We start from the raw sequence: 20590 nt of genomic DNA, 5'->3' as shown, positions 1-20590 counted from the left end.
CGCGCGCCACTCGACTTGCATTCCGGAGTCCGTTGATACGATTGCCGCTTGCCCATGTCTGTCGCGCGAATCCTGCTTGTTGACGATCATCCGCTGGTGCGGGCCGGCATATCCGCCCAGCTCGCGGCTTGTGGCGACTTGGTGGTCTGCGGCGAAGCCTCCACCGCCAGCCAGGCGAAAAAGGCGGTGGTCAGTCTGCAACCCGACATCGTGGCCCTCGATTTGATGTTGGGGGACGAAGACGGGCTCACCCTCATTCGCGAACTGCGCAAACTCGCGCCCAAGCTGCGTATCGTGGTGCTCAGCATGCTGGAGCCCGAGACCTATCGAGGTCGCGCCCTGGCCGCCGGCGCCGACGACTTTGTGCACAAAACCGACGGCATTGAAACGACCATCGCCGCCCTGCGCGGCAGCCGCCACGTTTCACGCGAAGCACTGGAGGCCGATGCCGCCAACGCCGAGCCTGCCGAAGCGGCGGTCAATCGCTTGTCGGATCGCGAGCTGCAGGTGTTTCGCCTCATCGGTCTGGGTCGCACCACCAAGGAAATTTCGGCCGCGCTCGGGATCAGTCCCAAGACCGTCGATGCCCACAAGGAGCATATCAAGCTGCGCCTCGGCATCACCAACGCGGCCCAACTCATCGCTCGCGCCGCCCACTGGACCCTCGGTCCGGGCAAAGCCTAGCACGCTATTCACCGTGGTTGCGCCAGGCGCGCATCGCTTGGTCCACCTTTGCCCACGCCTGACGGATCACCGGCGAGTCCAACACCGGCGCCGACGCCGCTCGTTCGAGCTCCCGGCACCTCTCCATCAACTCGAGGTCGTCCACCACAATGGCGCTGTTGGCCAGGAAGTGGGTGGTCCGTTTGATGCGCACCGCATCGCCCGACTGCACCGCCTCGTGCACCGCCTGCCACTGGTTTTCGGCGTCCGCGCGGAACAGCTCCACCAAACGCTGCTGGCTGCGCGTGCCCGACGGAGCAAACGGCGTCCCGGAATCTCGCGGCGGGTCCGCTTCCCCAGCCAGCGCCGCGCACAAAGCCGCCAGCGAAACCGGCTTGCTCAGAAACACGTCCATGCCCGCCGCGAGCGCCTGGGCGGCATCCTGTTGGCCCGCATGCGCGCTCACGCCCACCATCCGCAGCCGCCCCGGCGCGACCCCCGGCGACCGCAAGCGCCGCGCCACCTCAATTCCGCTGATGCCGGGCAAACCCACGTCGAGGACCATCGCATCGAAGCGGCGGGCGAGCGCCGTCTGCAGCGCGGATTCACCATCCGCCACGCTCTCACAAGTCGCACCCTGCTCGCTCAGAACCGACAAAAACAACTCGCGCACCAAGGCGTTGTCCTCCGCGACCAATACCCGCCGCCCCGCCAAGGAGGCAGTCAGGCCCGCGCCGGCCTTTTCGCGCTCGTAAGCCGGCGCCGCCACCGCCCGGGAGCGCCATTCCACCCAGAACGTCGAGCCACTCAGGCCGTCGCTCTCCGCCCCGGCACCGCCTTCCATCAGTCGGGCCAAGGCCGCGACCATCGCCAGCCCCAATCCCGTCCCCTCCTGCCCCGCCGTTTCCTCCAAACGCGAAAACGGCGCGAACAAAACGTCCCGCTCCGCTGGCTTCACGCCCGGACCCGTGTCCAACACCTCCAGCCGCAGGCGCGCCTCGTTGCCGCCGCCCTTGTCGATTCGTCGCAACCGCACCTGCACGCGCCCCCGCACGGTGTATTTCACGGCGTTGCCGACGAGGTTGTAGACCAGTTGGCGCACCCGGGCCGCATCGGTCTCGAACCACTCTCCCCGTAGGTCGGCCGCCACCTCGCAGGCGACCGCAAGACCCTTGGCCTCGGCCCCCGGGCGCAGGCCCTCCACCACCCCCTCGACCAAGCGGTCCAGTTCCACCGGAGCGGGCATCAACTGCAGGCGACCGGCCTCCATCGCGGTGAGATCCAGCAGGTCATTCACGATACGCAGCAACAGGTCGCCGTGCTCCCGCAACCGACCCAAACGCTCGCGCTGCGCCGCATCAACCGCCCCCCGCTCCAGCAACTCGCTGTAGCCCAACAAAGATTGCAGCGGCGTGCGCAACTCGTGGCTCACCTTCGCAATGAAGGTCGACTTGAGCCGATTCGCCTCCGACTCCGCCGCCGCCTTGCGCCACGCCCGTTCCTGCGCGCGCACACTGCGGCGCTGCAAAACCACCATGAACCCACCGATCAAACCCAAGGCCACCACCGCTAACGGCCCCACCCGCCACTTGCGCTCGAGACTCTGGAAAAACTCCCGCCGCACGTAGTCCAACCACCCGAGCACCCGACCATCCCGCGTCACAATCGGCGCCCGACAAAAATAGTGATCATCGATCTCCCCCACGATGTCGCGCTCGATGTAGGGCGCCGCCGCCGCAAACGCCGCTTCATCCGCCGCAGTCATCTCGCGCACCACCTCGACCCGGTCCGGCACCTCCGGCAACCGGCTGCTGGCCAAGGCGATCAGCAGACCGTCCCGATCCACCAGGATGCGCGCACTGTCCAGAAACGGAGTTTCCATCACGATCCGCGACAACTCCCGCCGCAGCGCATGTGCCGCCGGCGACGCCAGCACCTCCGCCCGCAACACCCGCGGCTCCCGCTCGGTCGGACTCAACTCCGCCCGCTCGAGGCGCAACTGCTCCCCCACCAGCGGCTCCAGCAGTTCGGTCCGAAACACCATCGCCTCGGCCGCGACCGAGCGCAGCCGGTTACGCTGCAATTCATTGCGGTTATCCAAACCGACCCGGTGCGCAAAGCCGACGCCCAGCACCGCCCAAACGCTCGCGATGAACGCCAGCTTCCGCCACTCGCGACGCCGCCGCTCCCGCTCCTCCGCGTCGACCGGGCCGGCCGAAAGTGTCTCGCGGCCCACCACCACCAGCAAAAAAGCGCCCAAGGCCACCTGCAGCAGCGCCGCAAACAAACCCCACGGCGTCGCCGCCGCCACCCGTTGCAGGCCTCCCACCATGGCCGCAACCGGCCCCACCGTCGAACCAACCATCAACGCCACCCCGCCCGCCAAACCCCACCGGCTCCGCCCTTGCGGGAAACTCGTCCACCACCACGCCGCGCCGCCCGCCACCACCAAAGCCAGGGCCACGGTGCCACCGGCCGGCGAAGCATATTCCCACCCCGCCGCCCCGGCCGCGAGCGGCAGGCCCAGCCAACGCCAACCCCGCACGGCTCGCGCCGTCGCCCCGCGCCACCACCACCAGGCCGCGACCGCCGCCCAACCCGCCGTGAGCAGGTAGTCGCCCAGCCATTCCACCGCGATCACGGCCGGCGCGTAGACATTGGTCGTCCCCGGCACCAAACGATCCTGAAACCAGTCAAAGGTCGGATCAAAAATCACAAACTGCACCGCCACCGTGCCCACCGCCACCGCCCCGACCGACGGAATCCACCCCCATCGCTCCCCGCGCTGCGGATGCCGCCACCAAGCCAGCCACAACAAGCCCCACACCACCAGTCCCAGAAACCAGGCGTAGTCCTGGTGCACCGCCGCCTTTTGCAGCCATTCGGGCACGACGTCATTCAGGACGGATTCTCGCATCGCTTCGACCCAGCCTGCGAGACGCCGGACCCTGCGCAAGCCCGGTCAAACGCACCCAACCTCCCAAAATACTATCAGAAACCACCCGGGAAATTTGGCCGCACCGCCAGGAAATGTCCCGTCAGCCAAAATTCATCGAACTTGGCAGGCTCCATGCAGTCTATGGGCCCGACATCATGAGAAATCTGATACAAACCTTTTGGTTATCCGTGAGGTGCCTCTGCTCCGAGTCCGCCGCCCGCGAAGTCATCTTCGCCGACGAGCATCGTCCGCGCATGACGCGGCATCGGCGCACCCGCCGCCTCGCGACAACCACGGGGCGGCCCCTGCCGTCCTAGGTCTGGTTCGCAGAACCTCGGCCTTGCGGGATTCCCTTCGACTCCCTTTCCCGCAACCCCAGCGTGCTGGCCTCACGCTTTCTCCTCGCGCACCCGTTCAACGGGGCACGCCCGCCATGTTATCAATCCGGTTCCGCTGCCAACACACCGCGGGACCGCAATCGCTGCAACAAGGTCGCCGCCGCCGCGCGGACCGCGATCCGTGCCGCTTCCACTGGACTGGTTGCCACGCCCGAGCCCCGCGCCGGCACAGCGCGATTGAGTCGCCCTCCCTTCAGGTCATAGAACCGCAGGTAAAGCGTCACCTCATACTCCGTCGTCTTGCTTGACCGCATGAGCGACAAGGACTCCTGGGCCCGCTGAAACACGTTGGCGTTGATCGAGATCACCTGCTCCGGCAGCTCAAACAAGGCCTCGCCTTCGGCCAAGTCCCGTTCGGCGTGGGCCCGCACCAGGTCGGTGAACTCGCGCTCCGAGAGCGGGCTTTGGATCAGCTCGATCTGCGGCTCGTCGTAAAGAATTTCCTCCAACTCCTGCCACACCGCCTGCCCGTAGCCCTCCGCCTCCAGGCGTTCGATCCATTCGCCGTAGTTGCGCCGCGACTCGGCGCTGAACGCCAACGGCAACACGTGCACCTTGAGCAACTCGGCCCGAGCCAGCAGGACGCCGAGCAGGCCTAGCGCCATCATCAATCCGCGCCGCACCTTCATTTCGAATCCTCCGCACTCAGCACGATCAAATCCTCACCGAGCTCGATGACGCGCACGCGCTCGGGGGCGACTTCCTCCGCGGCGATCGCCAACTCCTCCGCCTCCGCCGTGCCGCGCACCAGCAACTCGCTCACGCCGCCACTCATGCGGCCTCGCTCCACCGCCACGACCCCACGCACCCCCTCCAACGCAGTCGCGATGGCCCGGGCATCGGCAAACCGCACCTGTTCGAGGCGCACCCTCACGCCAGCTGTCGCCGCGCCGCCAGCAACGCCAACTTGTTCAAACACCATCCGGCCCGTGCGCAGGTCCGCCAGGCGAAAGCCCTTGCCCAGCGCCGTGCCAACCGCCGCCACTTGCTCGTCGTTGCCCAGACTCGTGCGCGCCGCAAACACCGCCTCGCCCCGCGCCGCCCCACGCAGGGTCACGCTGCTGGCCTCCAACCCCGAGCGCTCGCGCAACCGCGACCCAAGTTCCAGCAGGTCCAGTTCGGCACCCCGCAGCACGATTTCCCAGGAGCGATTGAACGCCTCCCGATTCCACTGCGCCAACAGGCGACGAAACAACACCGGCGTCTGCGCATCGACCGCCGTCGTGCGCGCCCAATCCGCCGCGGCCTCGCGGCTCGCGACGCCGCGCAATGCCGTCGCATCGGGTTCCACCTTGTCCTGCAAGGTGAACACCGTGCGCGCCGTCGCCACCTCCACGACGCGCCATTCCAATGCGGCCGCAAAGGCATGCCGGGCCGCTCCCGCCGCCGGATCGCCCGCGCGCGCCGTCCACGGGTTGTCGCCCGCCGCCGGCATCGCCCGCCGGCTCAGCCGCGTTTCCCCCACCACCAGGTAATCAAACTGATTCGCTCGCGCCTCGCGCACGTAGTCGACCTCCTGGCCTTGATTCACCCGCAGCAGGTCGAGGTCGCGCAGATCAAAATCGGGATGACGGCTCTTGAAATATTCGCCGATGCGCGCGACCGAAAACTGGCCCGGTCGCTCCACCCACGCGCCGTCCACCTCGGGTTGCCACGACTCCGTTACCGCGATCGCGATACGCGGTCGCGCGACCGTTTCGTAGAGGAACTGCACATCGATTTCGCGGCTCACCAATTCACGGTTCAGGTCCCCTGCCCGCACTCGCACGCGAAAGCGCTGCGTCCACACTCCATCGGCCAATCGCGGCGTGCCCATCGCCTCGGCCGCCTCCACGAAACCATCGACCTGGGCAAAGGTGTAGTCGGCCAAAAGTTGTTGCGACGCCGTGATGGCGTAGCGGTTGACCTGCGTGCCGGCCACCTGCGTGAGCGCCTGCCGCATCGCATCGGTGCGCAAGGCCGCCTCGACATTGGGCACCCCTTCCGCCGCCGCGCCATCCACCATGACCGTCGTGGCCGCGTCCTGCGCGGCCAGCGATGCCAGTCCACCCAGGAGCCAAAGCAAGCCCAGCCAAAGTCGCGGTCGCAGACCCGCCCGTCGCAAGGACGGGCGGGCATGGTTTTCCGACTCCGGTGACGAGGGTAACGAACGACAAAAACCCATCGCCCGAAAAGGTCAGCGAGAGGACGGGGCGGGCGCACCGCCGACGGCCTGCTCGGATGAAATCACCCGCGTGGTATCTTCGGAGTATTCTCGCACGACCGGACTTTGACAGGCGCTGAGCGCCAGCAACGTGATCGAGAGCAGAACTCCCAGTGCGAGGCGCGGACGAGCCGTGGATCGAGGCATGAGTGGGTTCTCCGTATTCATTGGATTTCTCCGATCACGCGACCCATCGGCACGCCCGAGGTGGCCCGCCCATCGCCGATGGCCCCGAAGCCGGTGGCGCGGATGGTGGTGAGGCCGGGATTGTAGCGTTCGATGCGCTCGCGTTCGACGACGCGTCCGCTGGCAAACTCCGTCGCGGAGCGCTGCACGTTCTCGACGACCTGCACCAGATCGATCTCCATCACACAGGAAACCAGATCCGGCCCCATCGCCTTGTAGCGCACGACCCGGGCGCCTTTGACGAGCGCGCTGGTCGCGGTGTCGGTCCAACGCGCGTCGAGGGCCATGTTTTGCACGAACGATTCGTCGTTGAGCTGCACCCCTTTGATCTGGCGCGCGAGGTTGGCGAGCGCGTCGATGCGCGCGGCTTCGAGCGCCCCGAGTTTTTGCTGACCGGGACCCGACATCGCGGCCAGCGCTTCGCGCAGACCATCGTTGGGCATGACCGGCCCGGCCCCGGCGCCCGCCGACTCGGTGGTCGGGGGTGGCGTCGCACGCGAGCCGGTGCCGACCGCGCTCAGGGTGACGTATTCCGTGCGACGTTTGATGTTCTCGTAGGAGATCTCGCGACCGGAAGCGTCGGTGCGACGCCACGATTTCAGGTTCTCAACGACCTGGTCCAGCGTGATGGAACCGGGGACGAAGCAGATATCTTCGTCGAACTGCGGCTCGCCGACTTCGACGCCGCGCAGCCACGCGGCGGTCTGCGCCGCACGATCGCTGGCTTCGAGAGCGTTGTTGGCCACAAACGTTTGGTCGTCGATCTGCAGCCCCTTCACTTGGCGGGCTAGCTGCGCATACAGATCGGTGCGCGCGGCTTCGATCATCATGGCACGCTCCTGGCCGGAGATCGCCGGCTGGGCCGCCGCACTGGCAGCGAGCAGCAATCCGGCCAGGACTGTCGACCGTAGACTTGGATTCGTCATGATCGGGTCCTCAGAATTGGAACAGGGTGCCGAGGTAGACCTGGTAGGCCGTATCCACGCCGGCCGCCTCGAGGGTGGTCTTCGCGCCGACATTCAGTCCCCAGGTTTCGGATACATTGAACTGCAACTCGGCGCCGAGATCGATCCAGTCCGCGTCGGTTTCGAAGTTGCGGTAGTAAATCGCAAAGGGATTCAACGAAACGTTGTCCCCGACCACGAAACCGAGGTTGGCGGCCACCGCCCCGATGAGCATGCCGTCACCCGCATCGGGCGTGGAGTAGTCAAAAAGCGCGCCGAGCGAAAAGACCGTGTCGTCCTTCAGACGCATGACGTAGGCACCGTAGACTCCGGCTGTCCACGACTCGGAACTGCCCGCGCCGCCATCAGACGACAGGAGATTGGCGTGCGCGCCGATCGCCGCACCGTTGGCCAGACGTTGCCGCACGTTCAGGTCCAGACCGTAGGTCGTGATGTCGCCGCCGCCGAAGTCGGACTGGTAAACCGGCAAGGTCGCCTTGAACTGAGTCTCGCCGCCCCAGGCCAGGGAGAGGTTGGCGCCGTAGGTCTCCACCTCGCCGAACAAATCGTAGTCAGTCACCCCGTAGAAAATGTCGGCACCGAAGAGCGGTTGATTGGGACCGGCCGGAGCGCCCTCCTCGGCCTTCTTCTTCTTGGCCGCCAGTGGAGCGACCTTTTCGAAGATCGAGTTTTGGATGAGGTTAAAGGACACTTGGGCCGCATCCGCCGAGTCCGCACTGTGGCTGCCGCTGGCGATCACATCTGAAAACAGAGCTTCGGAAAAGGCCCGGGAGGCGTCGAAGTCTCCGGCGGTTTCGAAATCAATGATGGTTTGCGCATCCTGCTGGCTGATGGTGAACCCGGCGCGTTGGTAGAACTCGACCAACAGGGGTGCCGTCCAGCCGGTCGCGGCACTGAAAACATCGGCGCGCCAGACTTCCTGCAGGGCCAGGAAACTACCGCGCTGCTCATTGAGCGGGAAGGAACCGGGAACGACTTGGGCCGAGGCCATCGAGCCGATCCCGGCAAAGAGCAGGACGGCGAACAGACAGGCGCGCATACGAGCGCGCAGGGAGGGTAGGTTTTTCATTTCAGTTAGGTTTCTGGTTGGGTTCGCCGTGCAATCACTGCCCGGCAGAGTCGTCGGCCACCAACGCGGCCAAAGCGTTTCGGAGTGCCTCACCGGCCGCGCCGCCGGCGAGACTCTGGTCAAAAGCCCAGAAGCCCTCGCCTTGGGTGAGGGCCTCACGGTTCACCTTGGCGATCGCGCCCCAGGCGCCCTTGCGGTTGCGCCCCTCGCGCTCGATCACCGGACCGGCGGTGCCGCGCCACTGCACCCGCACGCGTGCCTCGGCGTGCTGCGACTGCTTGGAGAACAAGCCAAGCGACACGGTCGCGCCGGCCCGCTCGGCAAACGCGCTCACCGCGATCTCCAGGGTCGGCGTGTCCGCGGTCGTCGCCGGCAGCAAGTCCGCGAGAAAGGGAAGGTCGGCATCGGCCAACAGATCGTCGCTGATCACCTCGTAACCCGCCTCCTCCAGCCACTCGGCGGCCTTGAGGTGCAGGTAGTGCCCCAGGTCGTCGACCGCCTCGTCATCGGTGAGGTTGCGCACCGGGGCGATCGCGATAGCCCCCCGCGCAATTGGCGGCGTCGCCACAGGCGCGGCGGCCGGCCGCAGGTCGCCGGTGGAGGCGGTTTGCACCCCACCGCAACCGCCGCCCAGCAGGACGGCGATCGCGACGAAGAGGATCTGAGCTGGGGTGGTTTTCACGGCTGCCATCCTAGCCGACCTGCGGGACTCCCGGCCGGGAACATTCGGTGAAGACACGGGAAGAGTTCCCGCTCCCCTGACACCATGCTCCCACCCACGGGGACGCCGCGCACCTTATACTAACGGGAGTTCAAACGTATCACTAATATGAATACTTCGATCATTCCTCGCCTCCGCCTGGCGCTCTGCGCCGGCTTGCTGACCCTGCCCGCCGCCGCCCAGACCGTCATCGGCACCTTCGCCGGCACCGTGCGTGCCGTGACCGATACCACCGACGAAACACCCCTCGCCGGCTCCGGCATCGTGGGCAACGTCTCCACCTTTACCGGCACGATCAGCTACGAGCCGGACGCAACCAAGACCCAGGACGGCGGCAATCTGATCGCGGCTTACCGCCCCGCGAGCATCAGCGTCACCATCGACGGGACCCACACCTTTTCCTCCATTGATACCACCGTTGTGATGCGGAACGACAGCAGCAGCTTCGACGACCGGATCGATTTCGATTTCACCTCCGGCGTCTCTTCACCCTTCGCGGTGAGTGGGGACCAGTTGTTCCGCGTCACCCTGGAAGACAGCTCGCGCCAAGTGTTTTCCGGCACCGGCCTGCCGACCGCGCTGAACTTCGGCAACTTCACCGACGGCGAGCTCTTCTTCCGCACCGACTTCGATCGCGACAACAACAAGCTGTGGATCATCTCAGGTGATGTGACCTCATTCTCCGCCACCCTCTCCGCGGTGCCGGAGCCGAGCACCTATGCGACCGTGTTCGGCTTCGCCGTTCTTGCGGTTGCGGTGTGGCGGCGACGCGCGGTCAGCCGCGCCCCTCAGGGTGCCTCGATGTAACCGTGTTTGATGGCGTAGTGCACCAACTGCGCCGGTTCGTAGAGCCCCAACTTGTCTTTGATGGTGGAGAGCACGTTCTGCACCGTCTTGGCGCTGACCCCGATGCGATCCGCCATCGCCTTGGGATTCTCGCCGACCGCAAAGCCTCGCAGCACGACTTGTTCGCGAGGTGAAAGATTGGCGGCGGAGGCCTGCCCCTCACCGACCATGTTGCCGACCAACAGAGCCGAGGCGGTCGGGCAATAAAAGGTCTCTCCTGCCAGCACGCGGGTGATAGCCGTGCGCAAGGTCGAAAGATCGGAACGCTTCATCACAAAACCCTGCACCCCCAAGCGCACCGCTTCGCGCACGAGGTGGCCCTGTTCGTTGGAGGAGACGAACAACCAACGGGTGCGGGCGAGTTTCGTTCCAGCGGCACGCAGGACTTCGAACCCGCGTCCATCCGGCAGCATCCAGTCGACCACAACCAGGTCGGGCTTGTGCTTCAGCACCGCGTCCGTCCCTTCCACCACGGTCGTGCAGTCCGCGACCAATTCAAGTTGCAGGACATCGACCACTAGCTGCGCCAACATTTGGCGAACCATCGTGTGATCCTCGATTAAAACAATGCGGGCGCGGTCTGACATGGAGAAAACTTACTGCATTACATCTGCATAATCACAGGAGGGAACGAAAGCGCAGCGGGAAAATGTCCTGCAAGTTGCGTTTCGCTCCGCGAGGGTTTCCCGTCCGACGACCTGCCGCACGGGCAGGTCGTCGGGAAGGAGGAGAGACACCAACTCAATCCACGTTCGGTGCCGGGCTGGTGAACTTGGACGCAGATGACTCACCAAATTTGAGTTCGTCGAAACTCAGTTGGCCTTCGTTATCGCCCACCAGCCTAAGCCCGATGTTTGCGAATTCGTTTTCGGCGGAGAGTTCGACGGAACCGCGTTCGACCGAACCATCCACTTCGTTCCACCAAGAGAGTTCCGCCTTCATGTCGGCGGTGCGCTCAAATCGATAATGCATGACGGTGTTCGGCTTCGCACCAGGAGCAACCGCCGGCGGTTCATACTCGGGTTGGGCCTGCGGCCCAAACACCCAGCTCTTGTTGAGCACGGTTTGGAGGACGACGGGACGGTAGTTCTGCCCGACGCGCCAACCCCAAAACTCGATGGCCAGCAGACCGCAGGAATCCGCTTTGAGATCGGTCTTGGCGGCGATAGAAAACTCAACCGGCTCTCCCGTTTTGAGTTCGATGGGATCGAGATTGAGGTCGTCCGTCTGATTCGAGGGATCGGTGATATGCATCGGTCGAATCGCTCCTTGGTAGGAGACCTCGACCATCAGGATGCGTTCAGCTTTGGCGGCGAATTCATAGTGGGTGCTCATGGCAAACGAAGGGTAGGTTATGGTTTCGGTGAGTAACCCGTCGTGATCACGACGGGAAGGTCTGGGCCGGGGACTCTGTCGAGGGGTCGAGCCAACGTTGGCTCGCGCTGCGACAACGCTCCCACGCGGCGGCCGCCATGGTTTGGTCAGCCATACGGGAGGCCTCCTGCAAGTCGCCGCAGGCGCCATAGAGGTCATGATCCCTTACGACCATCGCGCTATTGCTCAGCCGGTGGGCGGCCCGGAAAAGTGACTCCCACTCCGACGCCTCCAGAGCGGTTTCGAGATCGCTCAGTCGGGCCGGCAGTTCCTCGCGAAAAGTCTGTTGCCACGAGACCACGAGCCGTTGCCAGGCCTCGTCCGGCTCCACCACAGCCGGGCCCTGCGAAAAGGCGTGGGCGAGCTGGGCGAGGTCGACCGGCTTGGTGAGAAAGGCATCCATCCCCGCCTTCAGCGCCTGCTCCCGCTCCACCTGTCCGGCATGTGCGCTCACTCCAACGACCTTCAGCAACTTGCCCGCTTGCCGTAGCCGGCGGACGACTTCACACCCGTCGCAGCCCGGCATGGCCAGGTCGACCACCATGCCGTCAAAGCGCTCGTTTTCGAGCCGTTGCAGCGCGGCGAGTCCATCCCCCTCCTCACTGCACACTGCCCCGTATCGCCGCAGTCCCTGCACAAACAAGTCGCGGACGAGTTGGTTGTCATCCACCACCAAGATCCGCTGGCCATGCAGGCCCGCTCCGGGTCGCGCCACCGGCGCTGGGGGCGCAGCCGTTTCGGCCGGCAACTCCACCGTGAACGCGGCCCCTTTGCCCAGCTCGCTCTGCACGCGAATGTCTCCGCCCATGCGTCGGGCCAACCGTTGTGAAAGCGCGAGCCCCAAGCCCACCCCTTCAACCGTGGCGGTGCGATCAAGACGGGAAAAGGGATTGAAGATTTGCGTCAGCTGGTCGGACGGAATGCCCGGACCAGTGTCGCTGACCACGACTTCAAGCAGCCAATGGCCGGGCTCCATCGCAGCTGCGTTCACGGTCACATCCACTTCCCCCTTTGCGGTGTATTTGACCGCATTGCCCAACAGGTTGAGCACGATCTGGCGACATCGTTCAGGGTCCCATCGCACCCACGCCGGCAGGTTGCGCGGCAAAGAGCAACGCAGCTCCAACCCCTTTTGCTCGGCTCGAGGGCGCAGGCTTTCGACGGTCTGGCTGATGAGCACCGCCGGCTGCACCGGCTTTTCCACCAGCCTGAACGCGCCGGAATCCAGCGCACCGATATCGATCAGGTCGTTGATCAAGCGGGCCATCAATTCTCCGTTCCGCTGCAACGCTTCGACCCGCGAACGCGCGATTTCACTCAACTCATCATGCAGCAGCAGCTCCGTATAACCGGTGAAACTCTGCACCGGGGTGCGCAGCTCGTGACTCACGTTGGCCAAAAAGGCCGACTTCAGCTGATTGGCGGTTCGCTCGCGATCCGCCTCCCGCAGTGCATCCTCCGCCTCCTCTTCCCGCACGCGTCGCAGGAAAAGCAGGACGCCCACCAACGCGCCCGCTGTCAGCAAGCCGAAAGCCATCAGCCGGGTTTGCGCCTGCATCCCTGCCCACTCCCCCACCGGCACGCTGGCCTGCAACCAACCGAGCATCGCGCCGCCGTCACTCAACAAGGGAGCGCGAAACATCAAGGCTTCACCCACGCTCAGCTGCACCGGCCCCTCCTGCCACGGGTCGCGGCGCTCCCAATGCTCGCGCGCGAGGGGCGTTTCGGTCCGGGTGACCATCACCACCCCTTCGTAGCCGGGCGCCGTCCCGGGCATGGCGACGATCCATTCCATTCCGTCGGCCAAAGTGGAAACCTCCACCATCGAAAAATCCGGGTTACTCTCCCGCAGCCGAATCAATTGCGCGGTCGTTTGCGCCGTCGTTTTCAGGGCGTCCACAAACGCGTAGCGCGTGATCACCCCAGTCTGTTGCTCAAACGATTCCAGCTCTTCCGGAACCCAGTCGGACCTCATCACGGCGGCGAGTTCCCCCGTCGGGAACGTCTCGGCATACGCCCGAATACGCGACAAGGCCGAGGCTTCAAACGAACGCCGGGCGGACCGCCCGGCGAATCCGGCCGCCACAATACCCAGCGTCAACCAGCCGGCCAAAGCATACGCAAACTGTCGGGAGCGACGCGCCAACCACGATTTCCGGGCCGGCGGCCAACCTCGCCATTCATCCCGCCCGAGCCGGACAGCGCCCCACGCGACCGCCACCAGCATCAAGGCCGCACTGGCGGGCGCAAAGCGGCCGAGGTCAATCGATCGAAACGGCTCCCGCAGCCACCAGCCCACAATACTCGGTGGCGCCCCCCATGCGGCCACCACCAGCCAAAAGACCTCCGCGCCTGGCACCGCGCGATTTTGCCGCAGGACCACCGCCATCGCCGGCAACATGCCAATTGCCACAACGAGCGCACTCGCCTCGGGCAGCCACCACCGCGACAGGATCAACCCGCTCCCGGCCACGACCAGCAGCGCCCGCCACCAGCGAGCACCATGAGCCGGCCAAGCCCAGACCACCGGTAGCGCCGCAAGCGCCCCCCCGGCCACGAAATCCGCCCAGCGATGCGGCACATCCAGCATGTGCTGCATGCGCGCCGGCGTCAGGAAGGCCAGCCACGCCGAAAGCCCCACCAACAGCACCATGGCCGCGCCAGCCGCCGCCGGGACCAGATTCGAACGAGAGGGACTCCGCCACCACAGCGACAGGTTGATCGCCGCCACCAACACCACCAGGAACCAAAAAAAGTCCTGCCGAGCGGAGACTCCTTGAGCAAACTGCAGAACGACATCCACGGGACAACAGGTCAAACGGCGCGGGTCAGCCCCGTGGGTTGCGCAGCCAAGCCAGAGGCGGCATGTAAAGGTAGACGCCGCCAAGAGCGGTCACAAAGCGCTGGAAGGCCGGTGGGCCCACCGACGCGGCCCCCAAACCAAGCTTCCATCGCCACTCATCATTGTTCTCCGGCGGCCACGTCAGGGTCTCTCGCAGCCGATCACTGTCGCCAAAATCTGGAGCCTCACCAAATCGCCGATCGGAATACCAACTGGACTGCATCTTCACGAACTGGGACCCGATATCCTGCATGTAGGCCATAAACAGCAGACCCACATCCCCCAGCTTCGAGTGCTCCGGCCGCCAGTCGAGTGAAGGCAGTCCGTAAACCGCGGAACGGCGCACGATCTGGACCTTGTCGAGCGCGGGAATTCGTGGATTGGACCGCCGGATATGCGCGTGAAAAGGGCAGCGTGCCCCGGCCTCGTCCTGCGAAAAATCGAAGGCGTTGGTCGTCGCTGCGTCGTTCGGCTCATGGTCGCCGCCCGGAGCATTGAGCGGCCGTCCGTCGCGAAAACGCCCGATCACCAATCGACCTGGATCGGTGGGATTGTCCAAATGTGGCCGAAGTTTTTCTTCGAAATCGCGGAACGCCTGCACGTGCTGCCGCAATTTGCGCAATACCATGAACGACCCGCCCACGTGTCGCGCGGGTTCACCGATCATCACATCGGCCAAGTTTCGATTCACGAGCGCGCCCCTGACATCGGGTCCCTGAAAGAAGGTCGGCATGCTAATGCCGTCTTTAAACCCAAAGGGCTCGACCGGATCCTTCGTGCCGGCTCGATGCGGCAGCAAACCGTCTTCCCGACGCACCACTTCCGCCATGCCACCGCCCAAGGCGGCAATATCCGTGTCGAGGTTCTCCAGCCCGTTTTTCTTTCCCACATCCGTCTCAGTCAGGGAGTGTCGCGCCAGCAACCAAACTGCATGAAAGGTCGAGCGCTCGGGGTTAAACAGTTCGTCCTCCCACTCGAGATCCTGGTGTTGAGCGTCGACGTCGCCCAGCGCCCCGCGCTGCGCCCACATCCCGTCGCGAAAGGCGCGAAGCCGCGACCACGGACGGTGCATCACTTTATTGGGATCGCCTCCCTCGCCGGCCAAATCGACCCCAGCCTTTGAAACATGCAGCACCGCAAAACGGCGATTCGGGTCTCCATCAACACCGTGGCGCTTCCGAGCGTCCACCCACTGTTGGTGGGCCGTGGTCACCAAACCGGACGCCTCCTTTAAATACGCTCGCCATCCCACTGCATCACCGTGAAAGCGAATGAAGACCAAGCGCACGTAGTTGCGCCCATGCGGCCGGAGGACATTGCCCTGCACAGCTTGCATAAACACAGCCGCCTCGCTGTCCGGATTCAACAGATCGGACGGCGGCAAGCTTCGCCCGGGATTGAGACTCTTTTGGTTCCGCCAAATTGATAGCAGCTCCTCCGCCTTGGAATTATCAATGTAGAGGGGAGCCGTCGGAAGATGCTGGGGAAACTGCTTGGCCATCGTTCAATGGGGGTTGGGGCTGCGTCGGGAGGGGGTAAAAAAACAGAAGTGCTCACGGGGGCCAGCGAGACGACGGGGTGCGAGTGTAGCACAAGTTGCTCCAAAAACATCGCAATTAGCGACTTGCTAACGCCGAACCTCTGGCTCCGTTGCGAAAACCTTACGCGAATCGATCCCTGTTAGGGCGGGAAAATCGGCAATCAACGCGGGAGATTCCCCCGCGGGCCTGTCTGTTACCAACACACCCCTGGGGCAGTGAACGTATCTGGAATATCGATATTTCCTGTCGCCACGAACGCTCGTCGCCTTTCAAACCAAGCCATGGGTTTTTTCGACCGCCTGCTCGGCAAATCCGCCAAACCGTCCCGCCCCGCCGTCAATGGCTCCGCTCCGGCTCCCGCCCAAGCCGCTCCGGAGCCTGCCTCCGCGCCCGCTCCGGCCGCCGACCCCGGCCCCGTCGCCCCAAAGCTCGCCGCCGCCCTCGAACAGCTCGAGGTGCGCAACCTCGATGGCGCCAAGGCGATTTACGAAGAGATCCTCGCCTCCCCCGCCGGTGATAGGCCCGACGTGCTTGTGCGCATCTCCGGCGACCTCGGCTCCACCGGGAACATCCCCACCATCATCGAGCTCATCGCCCCGCGCTACGACGCCGAGCGCCATGGCCCGGCCACGGGCATCAACCTCCTCCAAGCCTACCTCGCCCAGCGCGATCCCGAGTCCGCCCAACACGTGCTCGATCTGCTTTTCGCCCTGCAGGATCCCGCGCTTGAGGAACGCCTCTGGGGCTTCTCCAACGCCATCGGCGAACTCATGGACGCCCGCCGCCGCGGCGCCAGCGGTCCCGCCGGCGGGGCCGCGACCGAAATCAACCTCGTCTCCATCAGCAAACCAATCTGGGCCTACGGCGTCGAAGACCTGCCCGGTCTGCTGCCGCCCAAGGAGGGCGCGCTCAAACGGGTCGCCTTCGCCCAGCTCGCGCTCGTCGGCCTCAAGGACTTCGAGGAAAAAGAACAGCAACCCGAAGACGCGCTCGGTCGCTTTTCGCGCGGCTTCCCGCTCTGGCTGGCCGAAACCCTGTATTTTTCCCGCCAATACACCGCCATCGCCGCCGTGGGCGTGAAGACCCAGGCCCACTACGCGCTCTTCCCCGGGGAATGGACCGCCGCGAACCTCCGCCAGCTCATCGACACCAATGGCTCCCCGCTCGATTACGTGGTCACCGGCGGGCTCCGCGAACACGATGGTGATTTCCAGCTCCAGCTCCGTCTTTGGGAGGTCAAATCCTTCCGCGAGCGCAAGACCTTCGAAGCCTCCTGGACGCCCGCCACGGCCGACGCCGAGCTGGCCAAGCTCCACGAGCAGATCCGCTATTTCTTCGAATGGCAGGAAACCTCCGGCCTGCCCTACGCCCCGCCCGCCGCGCCAAGCGCCTGGGTCCACACCCTCGGTGCCTCCCTGTCGCATTTCCTGGCCGACAAGACCGTGCTGCCCGCCTCGCAGCTCACGCCCCTCCCCGCCGAACTCGCGCCGCCCGCTACCAGCACCGCCGCCGCCATCGCCCACCTCACGCTCGCCGACCGTGCGTCCCGCACCGGCGCGGAGGCTCCGGCGCTGGACGACCTGCCCGACGACGAGCTCGTAAGCGCCGCCCGCGCCCACCTGGGATTTTGACCCGAACGGCGGCGACCGTCCTCACGGGCGGTCGAGGAACAGCACGTCGCGATTCGCCATCTTCATCCATGTGCCGCGCAACGGGACGTAGTTCATCTCGTAAATGAGTCCGTTGAAAAGTTTGCCCGCGACGACATCGATGAGAATCAACTCGGCGCCGCCCACCCCTTCCTCCGACACGTCGATCGCAACGATACCTGACAAGGTCTCCGGCAAGTAGAGCCGCTGCACTTCGGCAAGGAAGGCCTCCGCCTTGGCCACTTGCGACGGCGTCGGCACGTCGCGTTCCTCGTAGGTCACTCCGCGAGCTTCCGCATCGGCTTGCCCGTGCGGCCACGCGATTTGAATGACTTCGATCTCAGGCTCCGGCTCCTCCATCAGGCCAAACTTCACCAGCAGCACCGTGATCTCGCGCTCCCACTCGCCGCCGGCCCAGCTCACGCTCCATTCGGGTCGCGTGGTCTGCCAGGAAATACCGGTCATCAGTAGGATCACCAGCACCCAACTGCCAATCGCGGCCATGCGAATCCGCTCGTCCATCGACTGCTCTTGCACCAGTTCCGGCGCCGGCTCGCCACCGAGCTTCAACATCTCACGATTCACGCCAGCCAAACGTTTGCGGAGCCGCTGCGCCTTGTCCAAGGAACCGCCATCGAGCGCCAGCCGCGCGTGTTTGCTGCAGGCCGCAAAAGCCGCGTCCCAGGACCATGCTTCCTCCGGGTCCATGCGGCAGTTCTCCCGCACCACCCCGCGCAACAAACGCCGCAGCACGAGCAGCCCGGCACCCAGCGCGGCGATCGTCTCCAGACCCTCCCACCCAGGCCAGAAGAGAGCGGTCGCGCCCAGCACGAGCCCGAACGAAAACGCCCACACCCAGCGCGGGCCAAAGACTGGCTGACCGATTCGCAGCCAACGCAGCACGTCGACCAGCAACAGCGCCTCCGCCAAGCGTTCTCCCCGCGCCCGCAAGCGCGCCAACTCGTGCGCCCGCCACTCCTCATGCGTGAGGTAGCCGCAGGCCTCCGCGTGCTCAAAACTCAGGGCCAGCAAGGCCAGCATGGCGTTGGACGGATTCACCGATCCAAACATCGCCTGCACCGCCTCTTCGGTGGCGATCTTGTATTTGATCCGCGCCTCGGCAAAGCGGCGGTCCAGCTCCGCGACGTCCGTGAGAGCGAGTCCGATCAACCGCGCCCGCGTCTCCGGGGTGTCCTTCAACCATTCATGTTTTGTCGCCAGCGCCTTCACCTCCTCGATCTGGCGCGCCCAGGTGTCGAGCTGCCACGAGGTGTTGGCGTCGACCCGCTTCACCGCGGCAATCGTCGCCCGGTCCAGCAGAGCCGCCAGCCGCTCGACGCCATCGTCTTCGGCCAGCACGGCAGCGGCCAAATCGGCATCCACGATCTGCCCCCGCCACCGGTAGCGCGTGCCTTTACCCGCGATGCCAGTCCAAGCCAAGGCACTCAGGATCTCATCGCGATACTCGGCGGGCAGTGACTTGAAGCCGTTGGCGGTCTCGAGCGCCTGCACCTCTTCGAGCCAATCGCGCTCATGGTGGAGGGCGGAACGCGTCTTGCCCAACACCTCCAGCAAGGAGCCCGCCGGGGGCTTTTCCGCCACCCACATCGCCACCCCCTCCCGCCAATGCTCCGGCGTCAGCAAGCGCCGCGCGGTGTCCGCGACCGTGAGCTGCTCACCGTGAAATTTGATCAAGACCGTGGACCGCGGCAGGTCGTAGCGCTCAAACGGCGCGTCCCCTTCGAGCCACGCCATCACTTCCTTGGCGCCCCAGCGCGCGTCCCGCACCGAGGTCAACAAGCCTCGCAGCAACACCCGCACTTGCACCGGCAGATCGGTCATGTGCTCCACCCCGCCCGCCCGCGGATCTTTGGCGTTCTCCTCCTTGAGCATCTGCTCGGCGTGCCGCCGCACATAGTCGTTGCTCCGCGGCAGGTCCCGCCCCAGCGCGTGCGCCATCACGGTGTGGCCCAACCACAGTTCCTGGATGAGCCGACCCAGTGTCCACCAATCCCAGGCTTTCAGCCCGTCGTCCGCTTTCATGCGGTAAAGGCCCAAGCCTTCCGGCGGCACCCGGGTCACATCCGTCGGCACCGGCACAAGATTCCCATCCGCCGCCACCTTGGTGGACAACTCCACCCGCGTAAGCCGGGCATCGCCCATCGCGGAATCGGAGAGCACCACGCGCTCGGCGCTCAATTGCAGGTAAACCAAATCGCGCTCGTGCAGCGCCGCCAGCGCCTTGGCCAGCGGCCGCACCAACTCCGCCACGTCATCGGTGACCAGCTTCGCCGTCGAAAGCCGTTCCTCCAAGGTCGGCCCCTCGACCGGTTGCCACACCTCCACCCGACCATCGTCCTCGATGACCGATTCGAGTAAAACCGGGCCGCCCGGCAGCGGCGGATCGCTCAACGCCGCCCATACCTCGCGCCGCGTCTCCGAATCGGCCGATTCCGCCAACCGCCGCAAACGCACCGGCACCCCGTCCTGCTGCCGCACCCCGGCAAACACCCGGCCTCCCCCCGAGGCCGGCAGCTCTTGCTCAACCAGATATCGCCCCTGCCAAACCTTCCCCGGCGCCAGACTTCCCAGCGCAGAAGCGGAAGCCTCCGGCGAAGCAGTCGCTGCGCCGGCTGTCATCGAGCCGAGATCTTGGGAAGCCATTAGCCTTCTCCCATCGACACAGCCGATGCGTCGCTTAACCCACCAACTCGCACCCTTGTTTAATAGGGTATACACCCCATTTTGATTGCCAAAATAGTTGTAATTGCATGCAAATTGCCTCAACACCGCCGCGCTGGCCGGCACCCTTCAATCTTCCCTCATACCTTTCTCCGCTAAGTGAACGACCTGCTGCTCACAATCGGGGTGATCGCCTTGGCCATCGTTGTCGCCATGATCATCACCGTCTGGCGCATCCGCCGCATCCAATATCCGCCTGAACTGCGATGGCCCAGTGAAAAGGAGCGCGAGCGGGCTCGCCGCCGTCACCGCAAGTCGCGCCGCGGCTCATCCTCGGAAGGCTAGGGTGTGTCTGGGAAAGACGAGGGGCCATCGCTGGAAACGCAGCCGGTGGCAGGCAAGACGGAACCGGGCTGACTGTGCCCGTGGGCACAGTGGTCCGGTGACAACGCCGCCTGCCGCCGGCTCCGTCTTGCCTGGCACGAGGCGCTTTTCCCACTCACGCTGACCCTT

General features: G+C 65.2%; 17 protein-coding genes. 5 read left to right on the top strand and 12 right to left on the bottom strand.

The genetic code is table 11. From position 1 onward, the window contains the following. The first annotated feature begins 54 nt into the window (after positions 1–54). Positions 55–684, top strand: a complete 630-nt coding sequence (locus AC0MRV_RS19875) for a response regulator transcription factor (RefSeq protein ID WP_472766264.1) — start codon at positions 55–57, stop codon at positions 682–684. Between the two features lie 4 nt (positions 685–688). Here the strand turns inward: AC0MRV_RS19875 and AC0MRV_RS19870 are convergent, their stop codons facing one another. Next, on the bottom strand, positions 689–3580 hold the full coding sequence (locus tag AC0MRV_RS19870) for a hybrid sensor histidine kinase/response regulator (RefSeq protein WP_472766263.1): 2892 nt from the start codon (positions 3578–3580) through the stop codon (positions 689–691). A 209-nt stretch (positions 3581–3789) separates the two neighbouring features. On the opposite strand from AC0MRV_RS19870, the gene AC0MRV_RS19865 reads away from it, so the two are divergent. Next, entirely contained in the window at positions 3790–3918 is a 129-nt protein-coding gene (locus tag AC0MRV_RS19865) for a hypothetical protein (RefSeq protein ID WP_472766262.1), read from the top strand. Positions 3919–4040: 122 nt separating this feature from the next. Here AC0MRV_RS19865 and AC0MRV_RS19860 read toward each other — a convergent pair whose 3' ends face one another. The 6 genes from AC0MRV_RS19860 to AC0MRV_RS19835 all read right to left on the bottom strand — a co-directional run bounded on the left by AC0MRV_RS19860 (position 4041) and on the right by AC0MRV_RS19835 (position 9104). Next, complete coding sequence (locus AC0MRV_RS19860; protein WP_472766261.1) at positions 4041–4628, bottom strand: hypothetical protein; 588 nt, start codon at positions 4626–4628, stop codon at positions 4041–4043. Then, positions 4625–6064: a hypothetical protein gene (locus tag AC0MRV_RS19855; RefSeq protein ID WP_472766260.1), complete on the bottom strand. Its 1440-nt coding sequence runs from the start codon at positions 6062–6064 to the stop codon at positions 4625–4627. The genes AC0MRV_RS19860 and AC0MRV_RS19855 overlap by 4 nt, the downstream gene beginning before the upstream one ends. A 111-nt stretch (positions 6065–6175) precedes the next feature. Continuing rightward, positions 6176–6349, bottom strand: a complete 174-nt coding sequence (locus AC0MRV_RS19850) for a hypothetical protein (protein WP_472766259.1) — start codon at positions 6347–6349, stop codon at positions 6176–6178. Between the two features lie 17 nt (positions 6350–6366). Next, positions 6367–7314 carry a hypothetical protein gene (locus tag AC0MRV_RS19845; RefSeq protein WP_472766258.1) on the bottom strand — a complete coding sequence of 316 codons (948 nt, stop codon included), beginning with the start codon at positions 7312–7314 and terminating at the stop codon, positions 6367–6369. Positions 7315–7324: 10 nt separating this feature from the next. Then, the gene (locus AC0MRV_RS19840; protein WP_472766257.1) at positions 7325–8422 is read right to left on the bottom strand and encodes a hypothetical protein; all 1098 of its coding nucleotides are present in this window, start codon (positions 8420–8422) and stop codon (positions 7325–7327) included. 34 nt (positions 8423–8456) lie between these two features. After that, on the bottom strand, positions 8457–9104 hold the full coding sequence (locus AC0MRV_RS19835; protein WP_472766256.1) for a hypothetical protein: 648 nt from the start codon (positions 9102–9104) through the stop codon (positions 8457–8459). A gap of 147 nt (positions 9105–9251) precedes the next feature. Here AC0MRV_RS19835 and AC0MRV_RS19830 point away from each other — a divergent pair, with 147 nt between their 5' ends. Continuing rightward, a complete protein-coding gene (locus AC0MRV_RS19830) occupies positions 9252–9950 on the top strand; it encodes a PEP-CTERM sorting domain-containing protein (protein WP_472766255.1) in 699 nt (232 codons plus the stop codon). Here AC0MRV_RS19830 and AC0MRV_RS19825 read toward each other — a convergent pair. The 4 genes from AC0MRV_RS19825 to AC0MRV_RS19810 all read right to left on the bottom strand — a co-directional run bounded on the left by AC0MRV_RS19825 (position 9932) and on the right by AC0MRV_RS19810 (position 15706). Next, positions 9932–10576, bottom strand: coding sequence for a response regulator (locus AC0MRV_RS19825; protein WP_472766254.1), 645 nt, complete (start codon positions 10574–10576; stop codon positions 9932–9934). The genes AC0MRV_RS19830 and AC0MRV_RS19825 overlap by 19 nt on opposite strands. A 154-nt stretch (positions 10577–10730) precedes the next feature. After that, entirely contained in the window at positions 10731–11324 is a 594-nt protein-coding gene (locus tag AC0MRV_RS19820) for a hypothetical protein (RefSeq protein WP_472766253.1), read from the bottom strand. A 46-nt stretch (positions 11325–11370) separates the two neighbouring features. Further along, complete coding sequence (locus tag AC0MRV_RS19815; protein ID WP_472766252.1) at positions 11371–14166, bottom strand: ATP-binding protein; 2796 nt, start codon at positions 14164–14166, stop codon at positions 11371–11373. 25 nt (positions 14167–14191) lie between these two features. Then, a complete protein-coding gene (locus AC0MRV_RS19810) occupies positions 14192–15706 on the bottom strand; it encodes a Dyp-type peroxidase (RefSeq protein WP_472766251.1) in 1515 nt (504 codons plus the stop codon). 321 nt (positions 15707–16027) lie between these two features. Here AC0MRV_RS19810 and AC0MRV_RS19805 point away from each other — a divergent pair, with 321 nt between their 5' ends. Continuing rightward, positions 16028–17377, top strand: coding sequence for a hypothetical protein (locus tag AC0MRV_RS19805; protein ID WP_472766250.1), 1350 nt, complete (start codon positions 16028–16030; stop codon positions 17375–17377). A gap of 21 nt (positions 17378–17398) precedes the next feature. Here AC0MRV_RS19805 and AC0MRV_RS19800 read toward each other — a convergent pair whose 3' ends face one another. Next, positions 17399–20059: a protein kinase family protein gene (locus tag AC0MRV_RS19800; RefSeq protein ID WP_472766249.1), complete on the bottom strand. Its 2661-nt coding sequence runs from the start codon at positions 20057–20059 to the stop codon at positions 17399–17401. 177 nt (positions 20060–20236) lie between these two features. Here AC0MRV_RS19800 and AC0MRV_RS19795 point away from each other — a divergent pair, with 177 nt between their 5' ends. Then, the gene (locus tag AC0MRV_RS19795; RefSeq protein ID WP_472766248.1) at positions 20237–20422 is read left to right on the top strand and encodes a hypothetical protein; all 186 of its coding nucleotides are present in this window, start codon (positions 20237–20239) and stop codon (positions 20420–20422) included. Positions 20423–20590 lie beyond the last annotated feature (168 nt).

This window comes from Actomonas spartinae (assembly GCF_051209155.1).
Classification (GTDB): domain Bacteria; phylum Verrucomicrobiota; class Verrucomicrobiia; order Opitutales; family Opitutaceae; genus Actomonas.
Note: the sequence above shows the minus strand (reverse complement) of the source record. Positions and strands in the feature narration are given on the sequence as shown.

Excerpts from the sequence above, each read along its gene's own strand:
- AC0MRV_RS19875 (WP_472766264.1), top strand. The coding sequence starts at position 55 with ATGTCTGTCGCGCGAATCCTGCTTGTTGACGATCATCCGCTGGTGCGG.
- AC0MRV_RS19860 (WP_472766261.1), bottom strand. The coding sequence starts at position 4,628 with ATGAAGGTGCGGCGCGGATTGATGATGGCGCTAGGCCTGCTCGGCGTC.
- AC0MRV_RS19840 (WP_472766257.1), bottom strand. The coding sequence starts at position 8,422 with ATGAAAAACCTACCCTCCCTGCGCGCTCGTATGCGCGCCTGTCTGTTC.
- AC0MRV_RS19870 (WP_472766263.1), bottom strand. The coding sequence starts at position 3,580 with ATGCGAGAATCCGTCCTGAATGACGTCGTGCCCGAATGGCTGCAAAAG.
- AC0MRV_RS19810 (WP_472766251.1), bottom strand. The coding sequence starts at position 15,706 with ATGGCCAAGCAGTTTCCCCAGCATCTTCCGACGGCTCCCCTCTACATT.
- AC0MRV_RS19825 (WP_472766254.1), bottom strand. The coding sequence starts at position 10,576 with ATGTCAGACCGCGCCCGCATTGTTTTAATCGAGGATCACACGATGGTT.
- AC0MRV_RS19845 (WP_472766258.1), bottom strand. The coding sequence starts at position 7,314 with ATGACGAATCCAAGTCTACGGTCGACAGTCCTGGCCGGATTGCTGCTC.
- AC0MRV_RS19850 (WP_472766259.1), bottom strand. The coding sequence starts at position 6,349 with ATGCCTCGATCCACGGCTCGTCCGCGCCTCGCACTGGGAGTTCTGCTC.
- AC0MRV_RS19820 (WP_472766253.1), bottom strand. The coding sequence starts at position 11,324 with ATGAGCACCCACTATGAATTCGCCGCCAAAGCTGAACGCATCCTGATG.
- AC0MRV_RS19830 (WP_472766255.1), top strand. The coding sequence starts at position 9,252 with ATGAATACTTCGATCATTCCTCGCCTCCGCCTGGCGCTCTGCGCCGGC.
- AC0MRV_RS19805 (WP_472766250.1), top strand. The coding sequence starts at position 16,028 with ATGGGTTTTTTCGACCGCCTGCTCGGCAAATCCGCCAAACCGTCCCGC.
- AC0MRV_RS19800 (WP_472766249.1), bottom strand. The coding sequence starts at position 20,059 with ATGGCTTCCCAAGATCTCGGCTCGATGACAGCCGGCGCAGCGACTGCT.